Source organism: Paenibacillus sp. J22R98 (genome assembly GCF_059383835.1).
The window spans coordinates 356,471-373,301 of sequence record NZ_JBXENW010000004.1; the positions used below are offsets into that span (position 1 = coordinate 356,471).

Consider the following 16,831-nt stretch of genomic DNA (forward strand, 5'->3'; position numbering starts at 1 on the left):
CCCCCTCATGGTTGTATAGAAAAGTCCCGACCCACGTCAGACATGGATCGGGACTGAGCTCCCCTTGCCTTTAGGAATGATTGACCCACAGATTCATCCAGTTCGTTTGATCCGGTGTGAAGAACGAGGAGCCATACACCGCAGTATTGCGGCCAATAAAGTTGCTCCACCAGAAAATGCCGGCTCCGTACACATTCGCCCCGCCTGCAATAGCCGCATTTAAACCTTCGGCTGCTTTCTGCAAGCTCTCTACGGCAGGGTCATGATACACCGTGCCATCTGCTGATTTCAGCTCATAGGAAGGCAAGGTCGGTACCAGCTGGCTGCGAACGCCGCCCGGCCCGGTATTGCCGATTGCATTGCTGTATCTTGTAATTTCGTTTGTCCACAGCGTCTTAAACGAATTGGCGGTCGTAATGTCCGAACCCCAGCCCATCGAATCATAAATCATCGGATTCATCATGTTGACGATGGCTGCGACTTGACCGATGTACGCATTGCTCCACTGATAGCTGCTTACGCCGCTATAAGGCGGATCCGCAGGTGTCGAGATGGAGAAATAGTTGTTCGAAGCCAGTGCGTTGTTGCGTAAATATTGCAGCGTGTTCAGCAGTGTGGTGTCATTCGTCATGAAGCCTTCAATATCCAAATGAACGCCGTCCGCCTTATAGAACGGACCTGTTCCGCCGACTTGGACGCCAACATTAACGAGTGTATTGATAATGGCGTTCACATTCGTATTAAATGTCGCATTGCCGAAGTTTGGATTACCGACCTTCGTACCGCTAACCCTCGTAAACCGGCTGCCGTAGTTGAGGTCGATAATAATCAATTGGTTCGGATCCGTCAGTCTGGAGTTCTTAATCCAAGTGGCTAGGCCTGCGTACCCTGCCGCAGGCAATGTACCGTTGGTTGATGTAGCGGAATCGACAAGTACGCCGATATCGGCAAATTGGTACTTAATCTTCTTGCCCGCAAGCTCATTGACGTAGGTCGCGATGTTGGCTGCGCTCTGCGCTGTAGCGAACCAAGCCGAATTTAGGAATGTCGTGTTATTCACGTGACAATTCAAGGAGCATCCTCCACCGCCTGATGCGGCTGTCGTAACAGATAGCGGCGTACTGGCAGCTGAAGTGTTGCCCGCGGCATCCTTTGCTTTCACCGTAAACGTGTATGACGTACTTGCGGTTACCCCGCTGATGACAGCAGTTGTGCCTGTTACGTTAACCGGATTCGCTCCGTTCTTGTACACATCGTAGCTTGTTACCGCCACGTTATCGGTCGATGCTGTCCAGGAGAGATTTACACTTGTCGCTGTTTGGGATGGAGAAGTCAGTCCTGTAGGTGCAGTTGGAGCAGTTGTATCCCCGCCGCTGCCGCCGCCGTTGTTGTACACTTCCAGTTCAAAAATTTCATAGTAGATATCCGCTTTGCCCGTCATATACACCCGAACATACTGCGCGCTGGATGCTGTAAAATTCGCAGTCGTCGTTCCCCCTGCTCCGCTTGTTGTCGTGTATTTATCTACCCAGTTTGAAGCATCTGTCGAGGTTTGGATCTTGAAAGCCGTCGCATACGTGTATTGCGGCCATTTGACCACGACGCTGTCAATCGTTTGCAGGGAACCCAAGTTGACGTAAATCCATGAAGCTGCTTCGGATTCCGCGCTTGCCCAGCTGGTGGCTGTGCTGTTGCCATCTACGGCCTTGGCGCCTCCATAGCCGGTTGCCCAAACGGATGATGTGGTAGTGGTTTTGTTCAGTGCGAGATTGGTTGCGGCGAAGCTGATGGTGGGGAAAAAGGTAGCGAGAAGCGAAATGAGGATGAGGAGAATAGCCGGCTTGCGTTGCCTGAGAATCTTGGACATAATTGAACCCCCCTAACGAATTAGTGAAGCAGCTAGTATCACAAAGATGGCTATATATAATTATTCCATTGGATTTATTAATTATAGGTTACGATTGGATGCTGCGTCAATCTAGATTTCACAGCATCCAAAAAGCGGATATCTAGGATCGAAAGACGCCTAAATTTACAATATTTGTATAATTTATACTCGTTTATCCACACGGTTGAATCACTATTGAATACTACTATGATAGAGCCAAAAAAGTTGTCTATTGCTTCAGGTTCTCCGTCTAGCTGCCACTGCTTATATGAACTAGTTTACAAGCTTTTTACTAAATTAATACGAGAGGGGGGAGAACCAATGCCCTTCCTGACAACCGGCCCCGTTGCTAATCATGCTGTCGGCGCAAGCGGCCGCGTTCAGCAATTGGCGGTACGGATGGTTAACCGGGATTTGCAAAACATGTCCACCATCCTGATTCAAGGATTTCACTTGGACGGGAGCCGTACCATGTATGTCAACGAACTAATTAGCTTATTACCCAACGAAACGTTTTCCAAGGTGTATTATGCCGACTTTGACGCCTACGAATATCAATTCCTTACCGGAGGTGCAGGAGCCGATCAAACCGCGATATCTGCTTGGGGTAAAACAGGCACAGGCCGCTTAGTTGACACCCAGCGCCTTACCGCGGCTGAATCTAATTAAATCAATAAGGAGGAATTCATAAATTGCCTATTTTCTCAACTGGACCGATTGAAAATAGTATTGTCATTGAAACTGGGACAAGACCTACGCAAACCGTAACGGTCAAAATCGATAACAGCCACTCTACGGACTCGTATATCCTTTATCTTACCGGCTATTATGTAGGTACTTTAAGATCGCTATATATCGAAGAATTGTTTGTCGTCTTTGCTAATCAGGTCGTTACCAAAACCTATTTCGCTGATTTAGATGCTTTTGAATTTATCTTTAACGCCTCAGGTGCCGGAGCATCGTCGGCTCAAATTTCTGTGTGGGGTAAAGATCTCGAAGGTGATCTGGTTGCCTCCCATCGGATCGTTACAAGTGAATTGATGACCGATGCCGTTGGCGTTATCGGCGCGACAGGTGCTACCGGACCTACCGGTGCCACTGGTACGCCCGGTGCCGCTGGTGCTGCCGGTGCTACTGGCGCTACCGGTAATCCGGGTACACCCGGCCCTGCCGGGGCAACTGGTGCGACCGGTAATCCTGGTACGCCTGGCGCTGCCGGGGCTACTGGTGCAACCGGGGCTACTGGTGATCCTGGTACACCTGGTGCGACTGGAGCCACTGGTACACCTGGTGAACCGGGCGGCCCTACAGGTCCTACTGGCGCGACTGGAGATACTGGTGCTACTGGTGCTACTGGTGGTACTGGCGCGACCGGTGACCCTGGTACGCCTGGTGCGGACGGGGCGACCGGTGCTACTGGTGCGACCGGTGATCCTGGTACGCCTGGTGCGGACGGAGCGACTGGTGCTACTGGTGTGACCGGTGATCCTGGTACGCCTGGTGCTGCAGGGGCGACTGGCGCGACTGGCGCCACTGGTGTTCCGGGTACACCTGGTGCTACTGGTGCCACTGGTGATCCGGGTACGCCTGGTGCTGCCGGGGCGACTGGTGCTACTGGTGCGACCGGCGATCCTGGTACGCCAGGAGCTGCTGGAGCCACTGGCGCTACTGGTGCCACTGGTGCGACCGGTGATCCTGGTACACCTGGTGCTGCCGGGGCGACTGGCGCTACTGGTGATCCTGGAACGCCTGGTGCCGCTGGTGCTACTGGTGCTACTGGTACGCCTGGTGCTACTGGAGCGACTGGCGCTACTGGCGATCCTGGTACGTCTGGTGCCGCTGGAGCCACTGGTGCTACTGGTACGCCTGGTGCTACTGGAGCGACTGGTGCTACCGGCGATCCTGGTACGCCTGGTGCTACTGGCGCAACTGGCACGCCTGGTACTGCCGGGGCGACTGGCGCTACTGGTACGCCTGGTACTGCCGGAGCAACTGGTGCCACTGGAACGACTGGTATTGCCGGAAGTGGTGCTATCATTCCATTTGCTTCAGGGTTGCCTACAACAGTAGCAACAGTACTTGGCGGGGCTCTCAACACCTCAAGTCTTGTTGGCTTTGGTACTGCGGCAGCAGGTGTCTCCCTTGTCGGCGGAACCACTATCGATCTTACAGGAGCGGGCGGCCTCTTACTGAACGAAGCATTCTCGGTTCCACGCGCAGCGACCCTGACCTCCATCTCTGCATATTTCAGTGTTACGGCAGGATTATCGCTTCTCTCAACTGTAACCTTAACAGCCCGATTGTTCCAATCCACTACGCCTGACAATAGCTTCACTGCAGTCCCTGGCGCGCTCGTAACATTAACTCCGTCATTAACAGGCACTGTGAGCTTAGGCGATGTTAGCTTTGGAAGCACGACTGGACTCAACGTTGCTATTCCGGCAAATACTCGTTTATTAATGGTATTTAGCGCCGCGGTTACAGCTGGCTTAGATGTTGCAACTTCTGTTGTCGGTTATGCAAGCGCAGGGATCGCACTCAGCTAATACGGATAAGAATCGTATAGCCATCCAATTAAAAGGCCCTCCTTCATGGAGGGCCTTATTTCTATGCTCCAAAAGCTATAAGCGACAACCAAAAAGCCGCCTCACCCCTCACTGCTGAGAGGCCAATCGGCTTATTTTCCAACTCGGCTAACCCTTAACGGACGCGATCGCCCCTTGCAGCGCATCGATCACCTTATCGCACCACGCATCGAATTCCGGATCTTCCGTTTGGCACTCCGGATGCGCGAGTACGTGGGCTACTGTCTGTTTAATACCCTGATCAAAGCGCGTAGTAGCCACAAAATCAGGAACAAGCCGTTTGAGCTTCGCGTTATCGAACACGACGGAATTGGCTTTATCGCCAATCAATCCGCCTGTATAGTCCTCTTTGCTGCAAGCCGCCAAGAACTCCGAGGACACATGAACCGCTTGAAGTTTAACGCCGAGCGCATCCGCGATGGCCGCATAGATTTGGTTCCAGGTTAATGTTTCGTCCGACGTAATTTGAACGGATTCCCCGATGGCATGGATGTTGCCCATTAAGCCAATGAAACCTTTTGCAAAATCGCGGTTATGCGTCATCGTCCACAAGGAGGTTCCGTCGCCGTGAATAATGACCGGTTTGTTCGCCAGCATCCGCCGGGCAACCTGCCAACTGCCCTTGCTGCCATGTACGCCAAGCGGGATGGAACGCTCATCATACGTATGGCTAGGTCGTACAATCGTAATCGGGAAACCTTGTTCCCGGTATTGTTTAATTAAATATTCTTCGCATGCGATCTTATTGCGGGAGTACTCCCAATAAGGATTGGCCAGCGGCGTACTTTCCGTGACACGGTAATCCGACAGCGGCTTCTGATAGGCAGAGGCGGAGCTGATGAAGATAAACTGTTTGGTTTTGCCTTGAAACAACCGATAATCTCTCTCGAGCTGCTCCGGACGAAACGCAATGAAGTCAGCTACCACATCAAAGCTCAAGTCTTCAATCAGCTTGGCTACTTGTCCTTCATCGTTAATATCCGCTTGAATCACCTTTACATGAGCCGGCAAACCCTCGTTGCGAGTGCCTCGGTTCAACAGATACAGCTCACATCCGACGGTTTCCGACAGCTGCTTCGTAATCGCGGAACTGATGATGCCTGTTCCACCGATGAATAATGCTTTCATAAGCCACCTCCGAGAAGAAATAGAAAGATACCTTACCTATTCGATTTGCGCCATCTTACTCCTCTACTTGATGAAAAATTTGACCCCTTGCTTATGGAGCACTTGGTGCAGCTCATCAATAGGAATATCCCGCATGACGCTTTCCTTCTCTAGCGAGATCGCGGCAGCAGCGCCTGCAGCCTGCCCGAGCGCATAACATGTTGCTTGGACACGCATCGAAGACATCGCCACATGTGTGGCGGAGATCGAGCGCCCTGCCACAAGCAGATTATCGATAGAGACCGGAATCATGCAGCGATATGGAATATCATAGCCGCTGATTTCACGCTCATCTGTCGATTTGGATGCATCGGGACTATGGATATCGATCTCATAATTCGTTTGCGCAACGACGTCTTTGAATCGAACGCCTTCGACCAGATCTTGTTCCGTTAAAGTATAGAGTCCCTCGATTTGATTGGTCTCCCGAACACCGGTCTGTGGAGCGATATGAGAGATCACGTAGTTCTCAAATCCGGTCTTCTGCAAATAGTAAGCAATGGAGAATACTTGCTTCAATGCCTCTGTCTCCGCATAATTGACTTCTGCGATTTTTGCCCCATTCGCTTTGACCCGGGACATATTGACGAGCAGTGAGCCACTGTTATTTTGCTCCCAATATAGCCTTCTCCCCTGTGGCAAATCCTCAACCGACTTATACTCATAGCACCCTTCCGGCAAGATCGGTGTAACAGGCTTTCCGGTATTGGTCATCGTGAACATCAGGGTCATGGGCTGTGTTAACCCATCCTCTTCCCTGCCGGAGCGATAAGGCACGCCTGCATCGATGGCAACTCGGGCATCTCCCGTACAATCAATGAACCGCTCTCCTTCGAAAGCCTTCAACCCTTCTCTGGTCGACACAATAATCGCTTTAATCCGGCTGCCCTCCAGAATCGTACCCACGAATTCGCAGTGATAGAAAACATCTACCTTTTCCTTTTTCATTTTGTCGTTCATATACTGCCGAAGCAGGAACGGCGAATATTGCGGCGCGATGGACTGATCGTGGTCCGCCGGCAAATAGTCGGACAGCATATCCGAAATAATTTCCCGATAAACGCCGGTCACATTGCCGACTGGCATAAAAATGCTGACATTGCCTAGCGTTCCCATGCCGCCTAACTGAGCCGATTTCTCAAGCAGAGCGACCTTCTTACCGCATCTTGCCGCACCGATTGCCGCTGCCGTACCCGCAGGCCCTCCTCCGATTACAACGACTTCCGCGTGCAGGTAGGTCTCGATTGTCCGCTCGAACGTATACGACTGATTCCCCATAATGCTGCTCCTCCAATGGAAGGAAGCGCGAGTCTCCCGAACTCAACCGCCGCCTCTGTATGATTATTATTATACTTCGACGGTATCCACCGATTTACTTCTTTCCCATTTACTTCTTAGGTACTTTCTTCACTTGCAAGCAAAAAGGCCGACCGGGAATCATTCAAACGATGATTCTCAGCCAGCCTTTGCGGGTATGCGTTTTAATTTACGCTATGGAGCGCATCCAGCGCAGCTTGTTGATCATTCAGGAAAAACACCTGCTTGCCATGATTGCTCTCGTAGATGAAGTCTTTTAAGCTCTTGCTGTCGTAGCCTTCATAATCCCCGACAATCGCCAGCTTCAATTGGTAATTCGTAAATTTCTGCAAAATGTCCCCGGCAATTCGAGTTTTAAGATCGAAGAAGTCTTCTGTTACATTGGACTTGCTAAGTAATATTTTGTCGCAGTCTTCGTTGTAGCGAACGGTTGCCATTAAATCCAGCGCACTTTGAACGTCTTCAATGAGAATATCCGCGCTTTCTATGATGGCTACTTTCGAGTTCCCCTGCTGATGAACGGTTATATTCATATGTACACACACCTTCCCTATTTACCCGGCCACTCTACCACTGCACAAATGCCCGCAGCTGCAGCACAAGCACAATCCTATATCCCTTACTATACACGCCCAATCGCAGAAAATCCTCGTCTTTATCCGCCTTCATATTTTTCGGCTGAATTTCCAGTATTTGCAATGACAATCTCATGCAGTATGATACGATGTAAGAAATTCGCTTCATATCCTATATCCCGTATTGGAGGCGCTTTCAAGATGAGTGATACGCAAATGCAAGAAGGATACTTTGGTGAGTTCGGAGGCAGCTTTGTACCACCTGAATTGCAAGAGGTGCTCGATTATTTGAGTTCGCAATTCTACGCCTATAAGGATGAACCCGAGTTCAATGAGGAATTGCGCTATTATTTGAAAGAATATGTCGGCCGTGAAAATCCGCTTACGTTCGCTAAACAGCTTTCCGAAGCATGGGGCGGTGCCAAAATCTATTTGAAACGCGAAGACCTGAACCATACCGGCGCGCACAAAATTAACAACGTAGTCGGCCAAATCCTACTCGCCAAACGGATGGGCGCCAAACGCATTATTGCCGAGACGGGCGCCGGCCAGCATGGTGTGGCAACGGCAACGGCGTGTGCCATGTTCAACATGGACTGTGTCATTTATATGGGAGCGGAGGATACTCGGCGCCAATCGCTGAACGTATTCCGCATGGAGCTCCTCGGTGCGACCGTAGTTCCGGTTCATAAAGGGCAAGGCCGGTTAAAGGACGCCGTGGACGAAGCGCTTAACGATCTTATCCAAAACTATAAAAATACATTCTACCTGCTCGGCTCCGCCGTTGGTCCGCATCCTTTCCCGACGATGGTGAAGCATTTCCAATCCGTCATCAGCGAGGAATCGAAGCGACAAATCCTTGAGAAAGAGGGCCGGCTCCCTGATGCGGTGCTTGCCTGTGTCGGCGGAGGCAGTAATGCAATCGGCGCTTTCGCCCATTACTTGGACGAGCCTTCCGTGCGGCTGATCGGCGTGGAGCCTGACCAAGCGCCTACCCTAACCGAAGGCGTGCCAAGCATCATTCACGGGTTCAAATGTTTGGTGCTGCTTGATGAAGAAGGCAATCCGAAGAAGACGTATTCGATTGCCGCAGGTCTCGATTACCCGGGAATCGGTCCGGAGCATAGCCATCTGAAGGTGTCGGAGCGCGCTGAATACGTAACCGTCAGCAACGAGGAAGTGCTGGCCGCCTTCCAAGAGCTATCCCGCACAGAGGGAATTATTCCGGCGCTCGAAAGCGCGCATGCGATCGCTTATGCGAAGAAGCTCGCTCCAACTATGAGCAAGGACCAAATTATTATTGTGAATTTGTCCGGACGCGGAGATAAAGACGTTGAGCAAGTTTTCCATATGCTCAAGAAATAAAGGCATGATATCTGGAGGGAATCGATGAAGATCTACATCATCCGGCATGCAGAGCCTGACTACGTTAATAATACGATTACGACGCCCGGCCATCTTGAAGCGAAAGCGCTGGCAGAACGGCTGTCCGGCACGAAGATCGATCGCATCTACAGCTCACCGCTTGGACGAGCCCTTCATACGATGAAATATACCGCAGATGAGATGGGGATGGAGGCGACTGTCCTGCCTTGGCTTGAGGAGCTTGGCGGCTGGCAGATGACGAATCGAGACGGCAGTTCCATTGTTGCATGGAATGCCGACCATACTTGGGTTCGCGAGCATCGGCCGTTCCCTTCAAGTGACGATTGGCATAAGCGGGCACCTTATAATGCCCCTTCCTTTGCAGGCCGATTCCAAGAGATAAAGGATAACTCGGATCAATTCTTCTTAGAGAACGGCTATCGCCGCGAAGGCGGGCGCTATAAGATTGAGCATTCGAACCGAGATACAATCGCGATCTTCTGCCACCTGGGCTTCGGTCTTGCCTGGCTGTCGCATCTGCTCGAGCTTCCATTGCCGATGGTCTGGTCCGGCTTCTGGATTGCGCCGAGCTCCGTGACTACAGTCGTCATGGAAGAGTACGATCACGGATGGGCCGCTCCACGCTGCTATGGCATTGGAGATGTCGGACATCTCTACCATGCCGGACTGCCGCTTAGCAGAGCGGGCTTAATCGCGAACAATATAGATTAACAGAAAGAAGCCTGCGGAGGATGCTAACTCCGCAGGCTTCTTTTTCCTATTAGACAACCCCGTAGGTAACCTTGCGCACCAGATGCTCAATTCGTTCCACCATCGACGAGTCATCGATCTGCGCATGCACGTCAGGCTTGAACAACTGCAGCTTCTTGATTTGATAATAATCGCCAATGGCGTTTCTTAGCGTTAAATTCTGCTTCATCAGACAATGCGGATCCAGCAAGTTACGGAACATCAGCTCGTCCTGCAGGATAAGCAGCGTCGCATTGAGCTCATGCATATAGCCCTCTTTCATGCCGCGTTCATAGAACCTCCGCAGCCGTTCATTGCGCTCGCTAATGGCGACATTCAGAGAAGCCATCAACTGTGGATACACCTCGCGCATATCGTTGAAGAACACTTCCGTACTATAGTTGGCAATAAGCAGCGATTGGGCGAATGCGGACTGAAAGCCATCAATGTAAGCCTTACTGTCGCCTTCCGCGAGCTTCGCTTCAGCGCAAACAATATATTTGATAAAGAGTGCAGTTAATCGTTCGATAATTTCGTCGCGGGAAGTGAAGTACTTATACAACGTTGCTTTGGACAAGTCCATGGCTTTAGCGATGTCGTCCATACGAAGTCCCTGAAACCCATTCGTTTTGATGGGATGCAGCAGCTTGGCTACGTATTTATCCTTCGTGGATTCATCGGTGTAACGGCAGCTTTGCGTTTCGCCAGTCGGTTCCATAAAGCGCTCACACTCACTTTCTTCCTTCCTAGTATACACAAACTTAACATGAAAATAAACAAATTAGACAAAGTAAACTAAAAACAATAAAAGTAGTTTACTTTGTCTGAGTATTGCAGTATGATCAACTCTACAGTAGGCCAACGGCCGTTATTAAGATTGGAGTTGAGTTCGTTCATGGATCATTCGTCTGTACCGAATGTTCGTTTCTGGCCCATAATGATTGCGATTTTCTTTGGCGCCTTTCTCAGTATTCTGGGTATCAGCACGATTAACGTCGCGCTGTCGATCTTTATGCAAGACTTTCATGCAAGCTTGAGTACGGTGCAGTGGACACTGACCGGCTTCATGCTTTCATTAGGTACCGTCGCTCCGCTGACAGGTTATCTGGGGAACCGATTTGGCTACAAGAACGTGTACCTGTATGCCATGGTCGGTTTTGTCGTGTTCTCCTTGCTGTGCGGCTTCTCGTGGGGAATCGGTTCGCTGATTACCTTCCGTATCATTCAAGGTATCTTTACCGGCTTGGTTTTACCTGCAACGATGACAATCATCTTCCAGGTGATTCCGAAGGAGCGGCAGCCTTTCGCCGTTAGTATCTGGGGACTTTCGGCGATGCTTGCACCTGCATTTGGACCGACAATCAGCGGCTGGCTCATCCAGCAGTTCAGCTGGCGCTGGCTCTTCTTCATCAATGTGCCGATCGGCATTATTGCCATTGTGTTTATTGTCGCGATGATTCCGAACTATCGTATTGGAAAGGCCACCAGCTTGGATAAAATCGGCCTGGCTACAGTCGTTCTCAGCAGCGTATCGCTTCTTGTCGCATTAAGTCAGGGGCGTCAATGGGGCTGGGATTCCAGCAAGACAATAGGGCTCTTCGTATTCGGGGCCGTCATGCTTGTCTTGTTCATCTGGCGCGAGCTTCGTACAGACAATCCGCTGCTCGACCTGCGGGTGTTCGGCAATTACCGTTTCTCCATCACGTTACTGGCCAATACGATCATTACGATCAGCCTTTATTCAGGAACACTGCTCGTTCCGCTCTTCTTGCAGAACGTTCAGCAAATTACGCCGATGGACACGGGCTTGATCCTGCTTCCATCCTCACTAGTTATGGCGCTTTCGATGCCGCTGGCCGGTAAAATTTATCCGCGCTTCGGTGCCAAATGGTTGACGATCGGCGGACTCGTGCTTATTATTTTCGGCAGCTACGAAATGACGCATATGCATAATGACACCTCGCATCTGTATATCATTTTCTGGATGGCGGTGCGTAACCTTGGGGTATCATTCGCCGCGGCTGCAACAAGCACTGCAGGTATGGAAGAAATTCAACCGCAAATGGTTGGGCATGCTTCCTCGGTGACGAACTGGATCCGTAACGTAGGCGGCTCCTTCGCCATCGCGTTATTCACGTCCCTGCTTGCCTCGCATACCATTACGCATGTGACCGAGCTGACAGCAGCCGGTACAGAGAATGCGCAGCTCATCCCGCTGTTTGGGTTTACAATGAGCGTGAATGACGTCTTCCTGGTTGCAACGTATATCGCTGTTGCGGCGCTGCCGTTCACCTTCTTGATTCGCAAAAAAGCACGTCGCACGCAGGCCGCTGCGGTAGCGGCATAATAATAGTGGCGTAGAAGGGCTCCTTCCTCTGCGCCGCTTTTTTTTATGTTAAGGATTGTCAACTTTACATACATAAATGTATTATAAGTGTATAAAAGGAGGCAGATGGTTATGGTGACACACTTCTCTCGTTTGCAGCTGCAAACCTTCTCGATTCAAGGCGTGAAGCAGTTTTATCATGAGCAGCTCGCTTTTCCCATTTCATATGAGTCGGACACCGAGATTCACCTCCAGCCAATTCCTTCAATGACGCTTTGTTTCACGGAAGGACTTCAGCCTAATGCACCTGTGCATATCGCCTTCGAAGTAGCGACTTCCGGCTTCGGTGCAGCGGTAAGCTGGCTCAGCGCTCAGAATGTAACGCTCCTCAAGTGGCCAGACGGCCGCATTGTGGATGAGTTCGGTACGGGAAGGAACGTCTATTTCCGCGATGGTGACGGCAACTTGCTCGAAATCATCTGCCACTCGTATGTGCAGGAAGGCGTTCTGCCTCCGATCGGGGACATGAGTCTCCTCTACATGCGGGAAGTGGGCTTTCCGGTGGAAGCAGAAGCCGTTATCCCGTTTCGGGAGCAGCTCGTGCGGCTGATGGGCTTTCAGCTTGATAAAGTTTTTGATAATTTCACGTTTGCCATTGGCGGAACGGCTCATGCGGTCATCGTGTCGAAAGCGCGCAAATGGATTCCGATTGCGATGACGGCACTGCCGCCCGCAATGAGCATAAGCTTCGGTGTGAGCAGTATCGCTTTTCTTGAAGAGGTCAAATCGCGATTGGCTGCCGAAGGTATTCCGTATGAAACGGATGCGGATGATCCGGAACGCGTCAGCTTCCAGCTCTACTCCTATCCGATTTGCCTGGAGCTCACCGACTTTGAAGCAGATGTTCCGGCCCGACTGCGCTTGCCGCTCGCCAACTAACAAAGAAGCGCCTGCTCGTAAAGAGCAGGCGCTTCTTTGTTGCGGCTGGACTAGATTTTTTTCACAAATTCCGATTTCAGCTTCATGGCGCCGAACCCATCGATTTTGCAGTCGATATCGTGATCGCCTTCGATTAACCGGATATTCTTTACCTTCGTGCCAATCTTGACGACAAGGGAGGTTCCCTTCACCTTCAAATCCTTGATGACCGATACGGAATCGCCGTCATTCAGAACATTGCCATTGGCGTCTTTGATAATCCGGCTCTCATTGTCTGCTTGCCCGGCTTCCGATGCCGGACTCCACTCATGCGCGCATTCCGGGCAGACGAACTGACTTCCGTCTTCGTACGTGTATTCAGAGTTGCATTTGGGACAATTGGGTAGAGTAGACAAGGTTAGAGGCTCCATTCATCGCGTTATTCTCCGTACATTTTGTCATAGTACGTCTGAAATGGCAAACAACCTTGCCGCTCTCCTCCATTACATAGCGCTATCCAGAGCCGCCGCTTTCTTCCGATGTTTAAGTACGGATGCAGCGGCAACCAGCATGCAAACGCCGGACAACCAGCCAAGCACCCGATACGTGCCGCTCATGTTCGTACCGTCGAAGTACATCACGGATCGGAGGCCCGTTGCAACAAACCGCAGCGGTGTCCAGCTGTACAGCAAATCCTTAGAAGCAGTCGGCAGCATCTCAGGCGCCATATTAATGACCGGCATCGAGAAGAAGAATAACAGCACCATGAGCGGAATCGCCGGCATGCCAATCAAGCGCAGCATAGTCGTTTGGAACAAGAAGAATGCAGACCCGGCTAATAACAAGAATAACCATAGCTGCGTTCGATCCGAGAGCTCCATGCCGTACCAGGAGCCCGACATCCATACAAGAAAGGCCGTTGCACCCGTTACGATAACAAGGCCCGTTATAAGCTTTGTCAAAACGATACGCATATGTCCGCCGCCGGCTTTCACCGCTTGTTGTGACGCCAAGAATAACGTGATGCTGGCAGCCAAGCAGCTGAGCCACATCATCTGTGTGAGCAGCAGCGGTGCATTGCCGCTAGCATTGTTGGCACCTACGGGATGTACAATCTGCGAGCTGACGGTGAACGGATCAAGCAGCGCACTGGCCGACTTTACCGGTATTGCCTCGGTATGCTTGCCGAGCTCTTCCAGCGTCTGCGTCGACAGCTGAGTGCCGACCGTATGCATCGCTGCCTGCAGCAGCATGTTCACCGTGCCCGCAACCTGTGCGTTCTTCCCTTCGCTGACATAGATCTGCAGCTGTGCAGGATGCGGCGCAGCAGATTGCAGCGAGAGCAGGCCTGCGCTTAAATCTGCCGGCAAGATCAGTGCGCCGTAGTAGTTCTGCTCATCGAGCCCTGCCAATGCCTCTTCCTTGGAGCTAACGATCTCCCACTTAATCGGCAGCTGTGTTTGCTGGATCATCTTTTCCTTTAACATCTCACCAACGGCCAGCTTGGATCCATCCGGCTTATCGACCGCCTGATCTAAAACAACCAGTGCAACCGGGAGCTCCTTCGGAGCTGCTCCCGCAGCAGGTCCTATCATCGCTACCCCGAATACCATGAGCACAGCCAGCACGGCGACCGCGCCAATCCATACTAATTTCTGTTTCAATAAATGTTTATGCAAATTCGACACTCCTTTAATGGACATCCTGTTGAATAATGATCACTGTGTTTATTATAATGAATTCAAGAGGGAACTCAATAATCAAGATTAGTTGCTTCTGTCGCTTATTCAACACGTGACAGTACCGCTGTTCAATTTGAGCTGAAATTCATCTTAAATTAATATTTCCATACTGAAAGGGGCAGCTTGAACGCATGTCTCAGAAAACCGATCCCCGCATTGAGCGGACCAAAGATATGCTGCGCAACGCACTGATTGAGCTTATTGAGGAGAAAGGCTTCGAATCCATTACAGTTCGAGATTTGACGCTCAAGGCCGGACTCAATCGGGGAACCTTCTACTTGCACTATCATGATAAATTCGATCTGCTGGAGCAGTGTAAAACGCAGATCTGGACTGGTTTCGAAGCATTAATCCAGCATGCTGACCCAGCATTGCTGATTCAATATGTAGAACGAGACGAGGCTTATCCATTTATGGTGGATGTCTTCCTTTTTTTACGCGAAAACGGTGATTTCTTTAGGGTGATGATGGGTCCCAAGGGTGATCCCTCGTTCATTCTCAGGTACAAAGAACTTATGCTAAAGCATCTCTATACCAAGCTGATGCAGCTGCAGCCTGAGGATCATAAGCTGCTCGTGCCGCGCGACTTTCTATCCGCTTATATTATCTCCGCCAACCTTGGCGTCGTACAGCATTGGCTGGAAACCGGTATGGTTCATACACCGCTTGAAATGGCCTTAATCCTATCTCGCATCATGCGTCGCGGCCCTCTGCGCATGACCGGCGCTCTGGATCGCTAGTGCTCCCTCCCTCCGAAAAAGAGCTGTCCCAGAAGAGGCAAGATGCTCTTCCGGGACAGCTCTTTTTGTGCAAGCAAGCATTAACAAGCCAGTACTACTTCTCCACGGCAATCAGCAGGAATATGGGACGGCGGGTTTCATCACGCATATCCGGATAGGCAGCGAGCGCTTCCGGCGTAGGCTTCGGCTCAGATAGCTTCTTGATGGTGAAACCGGCCTCGATTAGATCGTTGAGTATCGTCGAAACCGTACGATGGTATTTCACCACATCGTTGCCCAGAAACCTCGTTTGCCGCATACCTTCCTGTTGATAATCATCAACCGGCCAGTGCATCCGCTCCCCTTCGGGACTGTAGTGCCAGTCCTGTGCAGCGCGTGCCGTGAACACCGGATGCTCCACCGATAGAATAAAATCGCCTCCGGGCACAAGGTACTCGTAAACCTTGCGGCAGACGATATCGAAGCGCTCGACGTAATGAAGCGCAAGCGAGCTGATTACTACATCGAACTGCTCTGCAGCGAAATCGATATCCTCAATCGCGAGCTGGCGATACGTTATGGCCGGATCATGCCCGAAAGCCATCGCCCGCGCAAGCATCTTCTCGGACAGATCCACACCGATTACGGAGCTGGCCTGCATCTCGCGGGCATACCGGCAATGCCAACCGAAGCCGCAGCCCAGATCAAGCACCCGCTTCCCTTGCAGATCAGGCATAAGCGCTCGCAGCGCCGGCCATTCCCCGGCTGCCTCCAGCCCTCCTATCGAGCGGGCCATTTGATTGTATTGTGCGAAGAAGTCCGGATCATCGTATTTGTTCTGTTTCATCTGAGGCGCCCTCCTTTTACCAAATTACTTCAAGTATAGATAGCGTTCCTCAGTTCCACTATAAATCGGTTATACTAGAATAAAAAAAATGCCGGCAAGCACCGGCATTCACTGAGGTAATGATGATCTTACACAAAGGCGAAACCTTATTCCGTCAGGGAGAATCCGGTCCCCTCTACCGCCTAAAGAGCGGTTTACTGAAAATTGTTCGGGTCCATCAGGATGGCTCGCAGATTTTGGTCAACATTATTGTACCGGATGAAATCATTCCGCATCATTCCTTAATCAGCCCTAACCCTTACTATGGGACTGCGATTGCACTCGTCACTTGTGAGATCGAGTGTTTACCCGCCGAGGAATGGTACGACGAGCTTGAGCGGAATCCGGCGCAATGCCGTGATATCGCCCTTAAGCTGCAGGATAAGCTGCGCATGATGCAGCAGCGAATTGACCAACTAACTGAGATTGCGCCGGCGGAGAAGCTGCGTAAACTAAAGGCTTGGTTTCAGGCTTATATCTCTTCGGATTCTCTAACGGATCTGCTGACTCAAGATGAAATCGGGCAGTTTCTCGGTCTGCGACGCGAAACCATTAATCGATTGCTGCGCAGCCAATCTGAGTCCAGGTAAGCC

16 protein-coding genes are annotated in these 16,831 nt (G+C 51.1%); 8 read left to right on the forward strand and 8 right to left on the reverse strand.

Going from position 1 to position 16,831, the window contains the following annotated elements; genetic code table 11:
* Positions 1–70: 70 nt before the first annotated feature.
* A complete protein-coding gene (locus AC50Y3_RS14920; RefSeq protein WP_494819507.1) occupies positions 71–1,867 on the reverse strand; it encodes a galactose-binding domain-containing protein in 1,797 nt (598 codons plus the stop codon).
* A 342-nt stretch (positions 1,868–2,209) separates the two neighbouring features.
* Here AC50Y3_RS14920 and AC50Y3_RS14925 point away from each other — a divergent pair, with 342 nt between their 5' ends.
* Positions 2,210–2,557: a hypothetical protein gene (locus tag AC50Y3_RS14925; protein ID WP_494819508.1), complete on the forward strand. Its 348-nt coding sequence runs from the start codon at positions 2,210–2,212 to the stop codon at positions 2,555–2,557.
* A 23-nt stretch (positions 2,558–2,580) separates the two neighbouring features.
* On the forward strand, positions 2,581–4,434 hold the full coding sequence (locus AC50Y3_RS14930) for an exosporium glycoprotein BclB-related protein (RefSeq protein WP_494819509.1): 1,854 nt from the start codon (positions 2,581–2,583) through the stop codon (positions 4,432–4,434).
* A gap of 147 nt (positions 4,435–4,581) precedes the next feature.
* On the opposite strand, the gene AC50Y3_RS14935 is transcribed toward AC50Y3_RS14930, so the two are convergent.
* The 3 genes from AC50Y3_RS14935 to AC50Y3_RS14945 form a co-directional block, all read right to left on the reverse strand.
* The gene (locus AC50Y3_RS14935) at positions 4,582–5,601 is read right to left on the reverse strand and encodes an SDR family oxidoreductase (RefSeq protein ID WP_494819510.1); all 1,020 of its coding nucleotides are present in this window, start codon (positions 5,599–5,601) and stop codon (positions 4,582–4,584) included.
* A 63-nt stretch (positions 5,602–5,664) separates the two neighbouring features.
* Positions 5,665–6,918 carry an FAD-dependent oxidoreductase gene (locus AC50Y3_RS14940; RefSeq protein ID WP_494819511.1) on the reverse strand — a complete coding sequence of 418 codons (1,254 nt, stop codon included), beginning with the start codon at positions 6,916–6,918 and terminating at the stop codon, positions 5,665–5,667.
* Positions 6,919–7,121: 203 nt separating this feature from the next.
* Positions 7,122–7,490, reverse strand: a complete 369-nt coding sequence (locus AC50Y3_RS14945; protein WP_494819512.1) for a DUF4180 domain-containing protein — start codon at positions 7,488–7,490, stop codon at positions 7,122–7,124.
* Positions 7,491–7,733: 243 nt separating this feature from the next.
* On the opposite strand from AC50Y3_RS14945, the gene trpB reads away from it, so the two are divergent.
* Entirely contained in the window at positions 7,734–8,897 is a 1,164-nt protein-coding gene (gene trpB, locus AC50Y3_RS14950; protein ID WP_494819513.1) for a tryptophan synthase subunit beta, read from the forward strand.
* Positions 8,898–8,921: 24 nt separating this feature from the next.
* Entirely contained in the window at positions 8,922–9,629 is a 708-nt protein-coding gene (locus AC50Y3_RS14955; protein ID WP_494819514.1) for a histidine phosphatase family protein, read from the forward strand.
* 49 nt (positions 9,630–9,678) lie between these two features.
* On the opposite strand, the gene AC50Y3_RS14960 is transcribed toward AC50Y3_RS14955, so the two are convergent.
* Complete coding sequence (locus tag AC50Y3_RS14960; RefSeq protein ID WP_494819515.1) at positions 9,679–10,365, reverse strand: TetR/AcrR family transcriptional regulator; 687 nt, start codon at positions 10,363–10,365, stop codon at positions 9,679–9,681.
* 177 nt (positions 10,366–10,542) lie between these two features.
* Here AC50Y3_RS14960 and AC50Y3_RS14965 point away from each other — a divergent pair, with 177 nt between their 5' ends.
* Together AC50Y3_RS14965 and AC50Y3_RS14970 are read left to right on the forward strand one after the other, a co-directional pair.
* Entirely contained in the window at positions 10,543–11,994 is a 1,452-nt protein-coding gene (locus AC50Y3_RS14965) for a DHA2 family efflux MFS transporter permease subunit (RefSeq protein ID WP_494819516.1), read from the forward strand.
* Between the two features lie 111 nt (positions 11,995–12,105).
* Entirely contained in the window at positions 12,106–12,912 is an 807-nt protein-coding gene (locus tag AC50Y3_RS14970; RefSeq protein WP_494819517.1) for a VOC family protein, read from the forward strand.
* Positions 12,913–12,962: 50 nt separating this feature from the next.
* Here the strand turns inward: AC50Y3_RS14970 and AC50Y3_RS14975 are convergent, their stop codons facing one another.
* Together AC50Y3_RS14975 and AC50Y3_RS14980 are read right to left on the reverse strand one after the other, a co-directional pair.
* A complete protein-coding gene (locus AC50Y3_RS14975) occupies positions 12,963–13,307 on the reverse strand; it encodes a zinc ribbon domain-containing protein YjdM (RefSeq protein WP_494819518.1) in 345 nt (114 codons plus the stop codon).
* Positions 13,308–13,394: 87 nt separating this feature from the next.
* On the reverse strand, positions 13,395–14,570 hold the full coding sequence (locus AC50Y3_RS14980) for a YhgE/Pip domain-containing protein (protein WP_494819519.1): 1,176 nt from the start codon (positions 14,568–14,570) through the stop codon (positions 13,395–13,397).
* A 194-nt stretch (positions 14,571–14,764) separates the two neighbouring features.
* Here AC50Y3_RS14980 and AC50Y3_RS14985 point away from each other — a divergent pair, with 194 nt between their 5' ends.
* Complete coding sequence (locus AC50Y3_RS14985) at positions 14,765–15,373, forward strand: TetR/AcrR family transcriptional regulator (RefSeq protein WP_494819520.1); 609 nt, start codon at positions 14,765–14,767, stop codon at positions 15,371–15,373.
* Positions 15,374–15,467: 94 nt separating this feature from the next.
* On the opposite strand, the gene AC50Y3_RS14990 is transcribed toward AC50Y3_RS14985, so the two are convergent.
* Entirely contained in the window at positions 15,468–16,199 is a 732-nt protein-coding gene (locus tag AC50Y3_RS14990) for a class I SAM-dependent methyltransferase (RefSeq protein ID WP_494819521.1), read from the reverse strand.
* Between the two features lie 122 nt (positions 16,200–16,321).
* On the opposite strand from AC50Y3_RS14990, the gene AC50Y3_RS14995 reads away from it, so the two are divergent.
* Positions 16,322–16,828, forward strand: coding sequence for a Crp/Fnr family transcriptional regulator (locus AC50Y3_RS14995; RefSeq protein ID WP_494819643.1), 507 nt, complete (start codon positions 16,322–16,324; stop codon positions 16,826–16,828).
* Positions 16,829–16,831 lie beyond the last annotated feature (3 nt).

Bases quoted from the DNA above. Each gene is read 5' to 3' on its own strand.
- AC50Y3_RS14935 (WP_494819510.1), bottom strand. From the start codon at position 5,601: ATGAAAGCATTATTCATCGGTGGAACAGGCATCATCAGTTCCGCGATT.
- AC50Y3_RS14925 (WP_494819508.1), top strand. From the start codon at position 2,210: ATGCCCTTCCTGACAACCGGCCCCGTTGCTAATCATGCTGTCGGCGCA.
- AC50Y3_RS14990 (WP_494819521.1), bottom strand. From the start codon at position 16,199: ATGAAACAGAACAAATACGATGATCCGGACTTCTTCGCACAATACAAT.
- AC50Y3_RS14970 (WP_494819517.1), top strand. From the start codon at position 12,106: ATGGTGACACACTTCTCTCGTTTGCAGCTGCAAACCTTCTCGATTCAA.
- AC50Y3_RS14985 (WP_494819520.1), top strand. From the start codon at position 14,765: ATGTCTCAGAAAACCGATCCCCGCATTGAGCGGACCAAAGATATGCTG.
- AC50Y3_RS14945 (WP_494819512.1), bottom strand. From the start codon at position 7,490: ATGAATATAACCGTTCATCAGCAGGGGAACTCGAAAGTAGCCATCATA.
- AC50Y3_RS14955 (WP_494819514.1), top strand. From the start codon at position 8,922: ATGAAGATCTACATCATCCGGCATGCAGAGCCTGACTACGTTAATAAT.
- AC50Y3_RS14920 (WP_494819507.1), bottom strand. From the start codon at position 1,867: ATGTCCAAGATTCTCAGGCAACGCAAGCCGGCTATTCTCCTCATCCTC.
- trpB (WP_494819513.1), top strand. From the start codon at position 7,734: ATGAGTGATACGCAAATGCAAGAAGGATACTTTGGTGAGTTCGGAGGC.
- AC50Y3_RS14995 (WP_494819643.1), top strand. From the start codon at position 16,322: ATGATCTTACACAAAGGCGAAACCTTATTCCGTCAGGGAGAATCCGGT.
- AC50Y3_RS14960 (WP_494819515.1), bottom strand. From the start codon at position 10,365: ATGGAACCGACTGGCGAAACGCAAAGCTGCCGTTACACCGATGAATCC.
- AC50Y3_RS14965 (WP_494819516.1), top strand. From the start codon at position 10,543: ATGGATCATTCGTCTGTACCGAATGTTCGTTTCTGGCCCATAATGATT.
- AC50Y3_RS14940 (WP_494819511.1), bottom strand. From the start codon at position 6,918: ATGGGGAATCAGTCGTATACGTTCGAGCGGACAATCGAGACCTACCTG.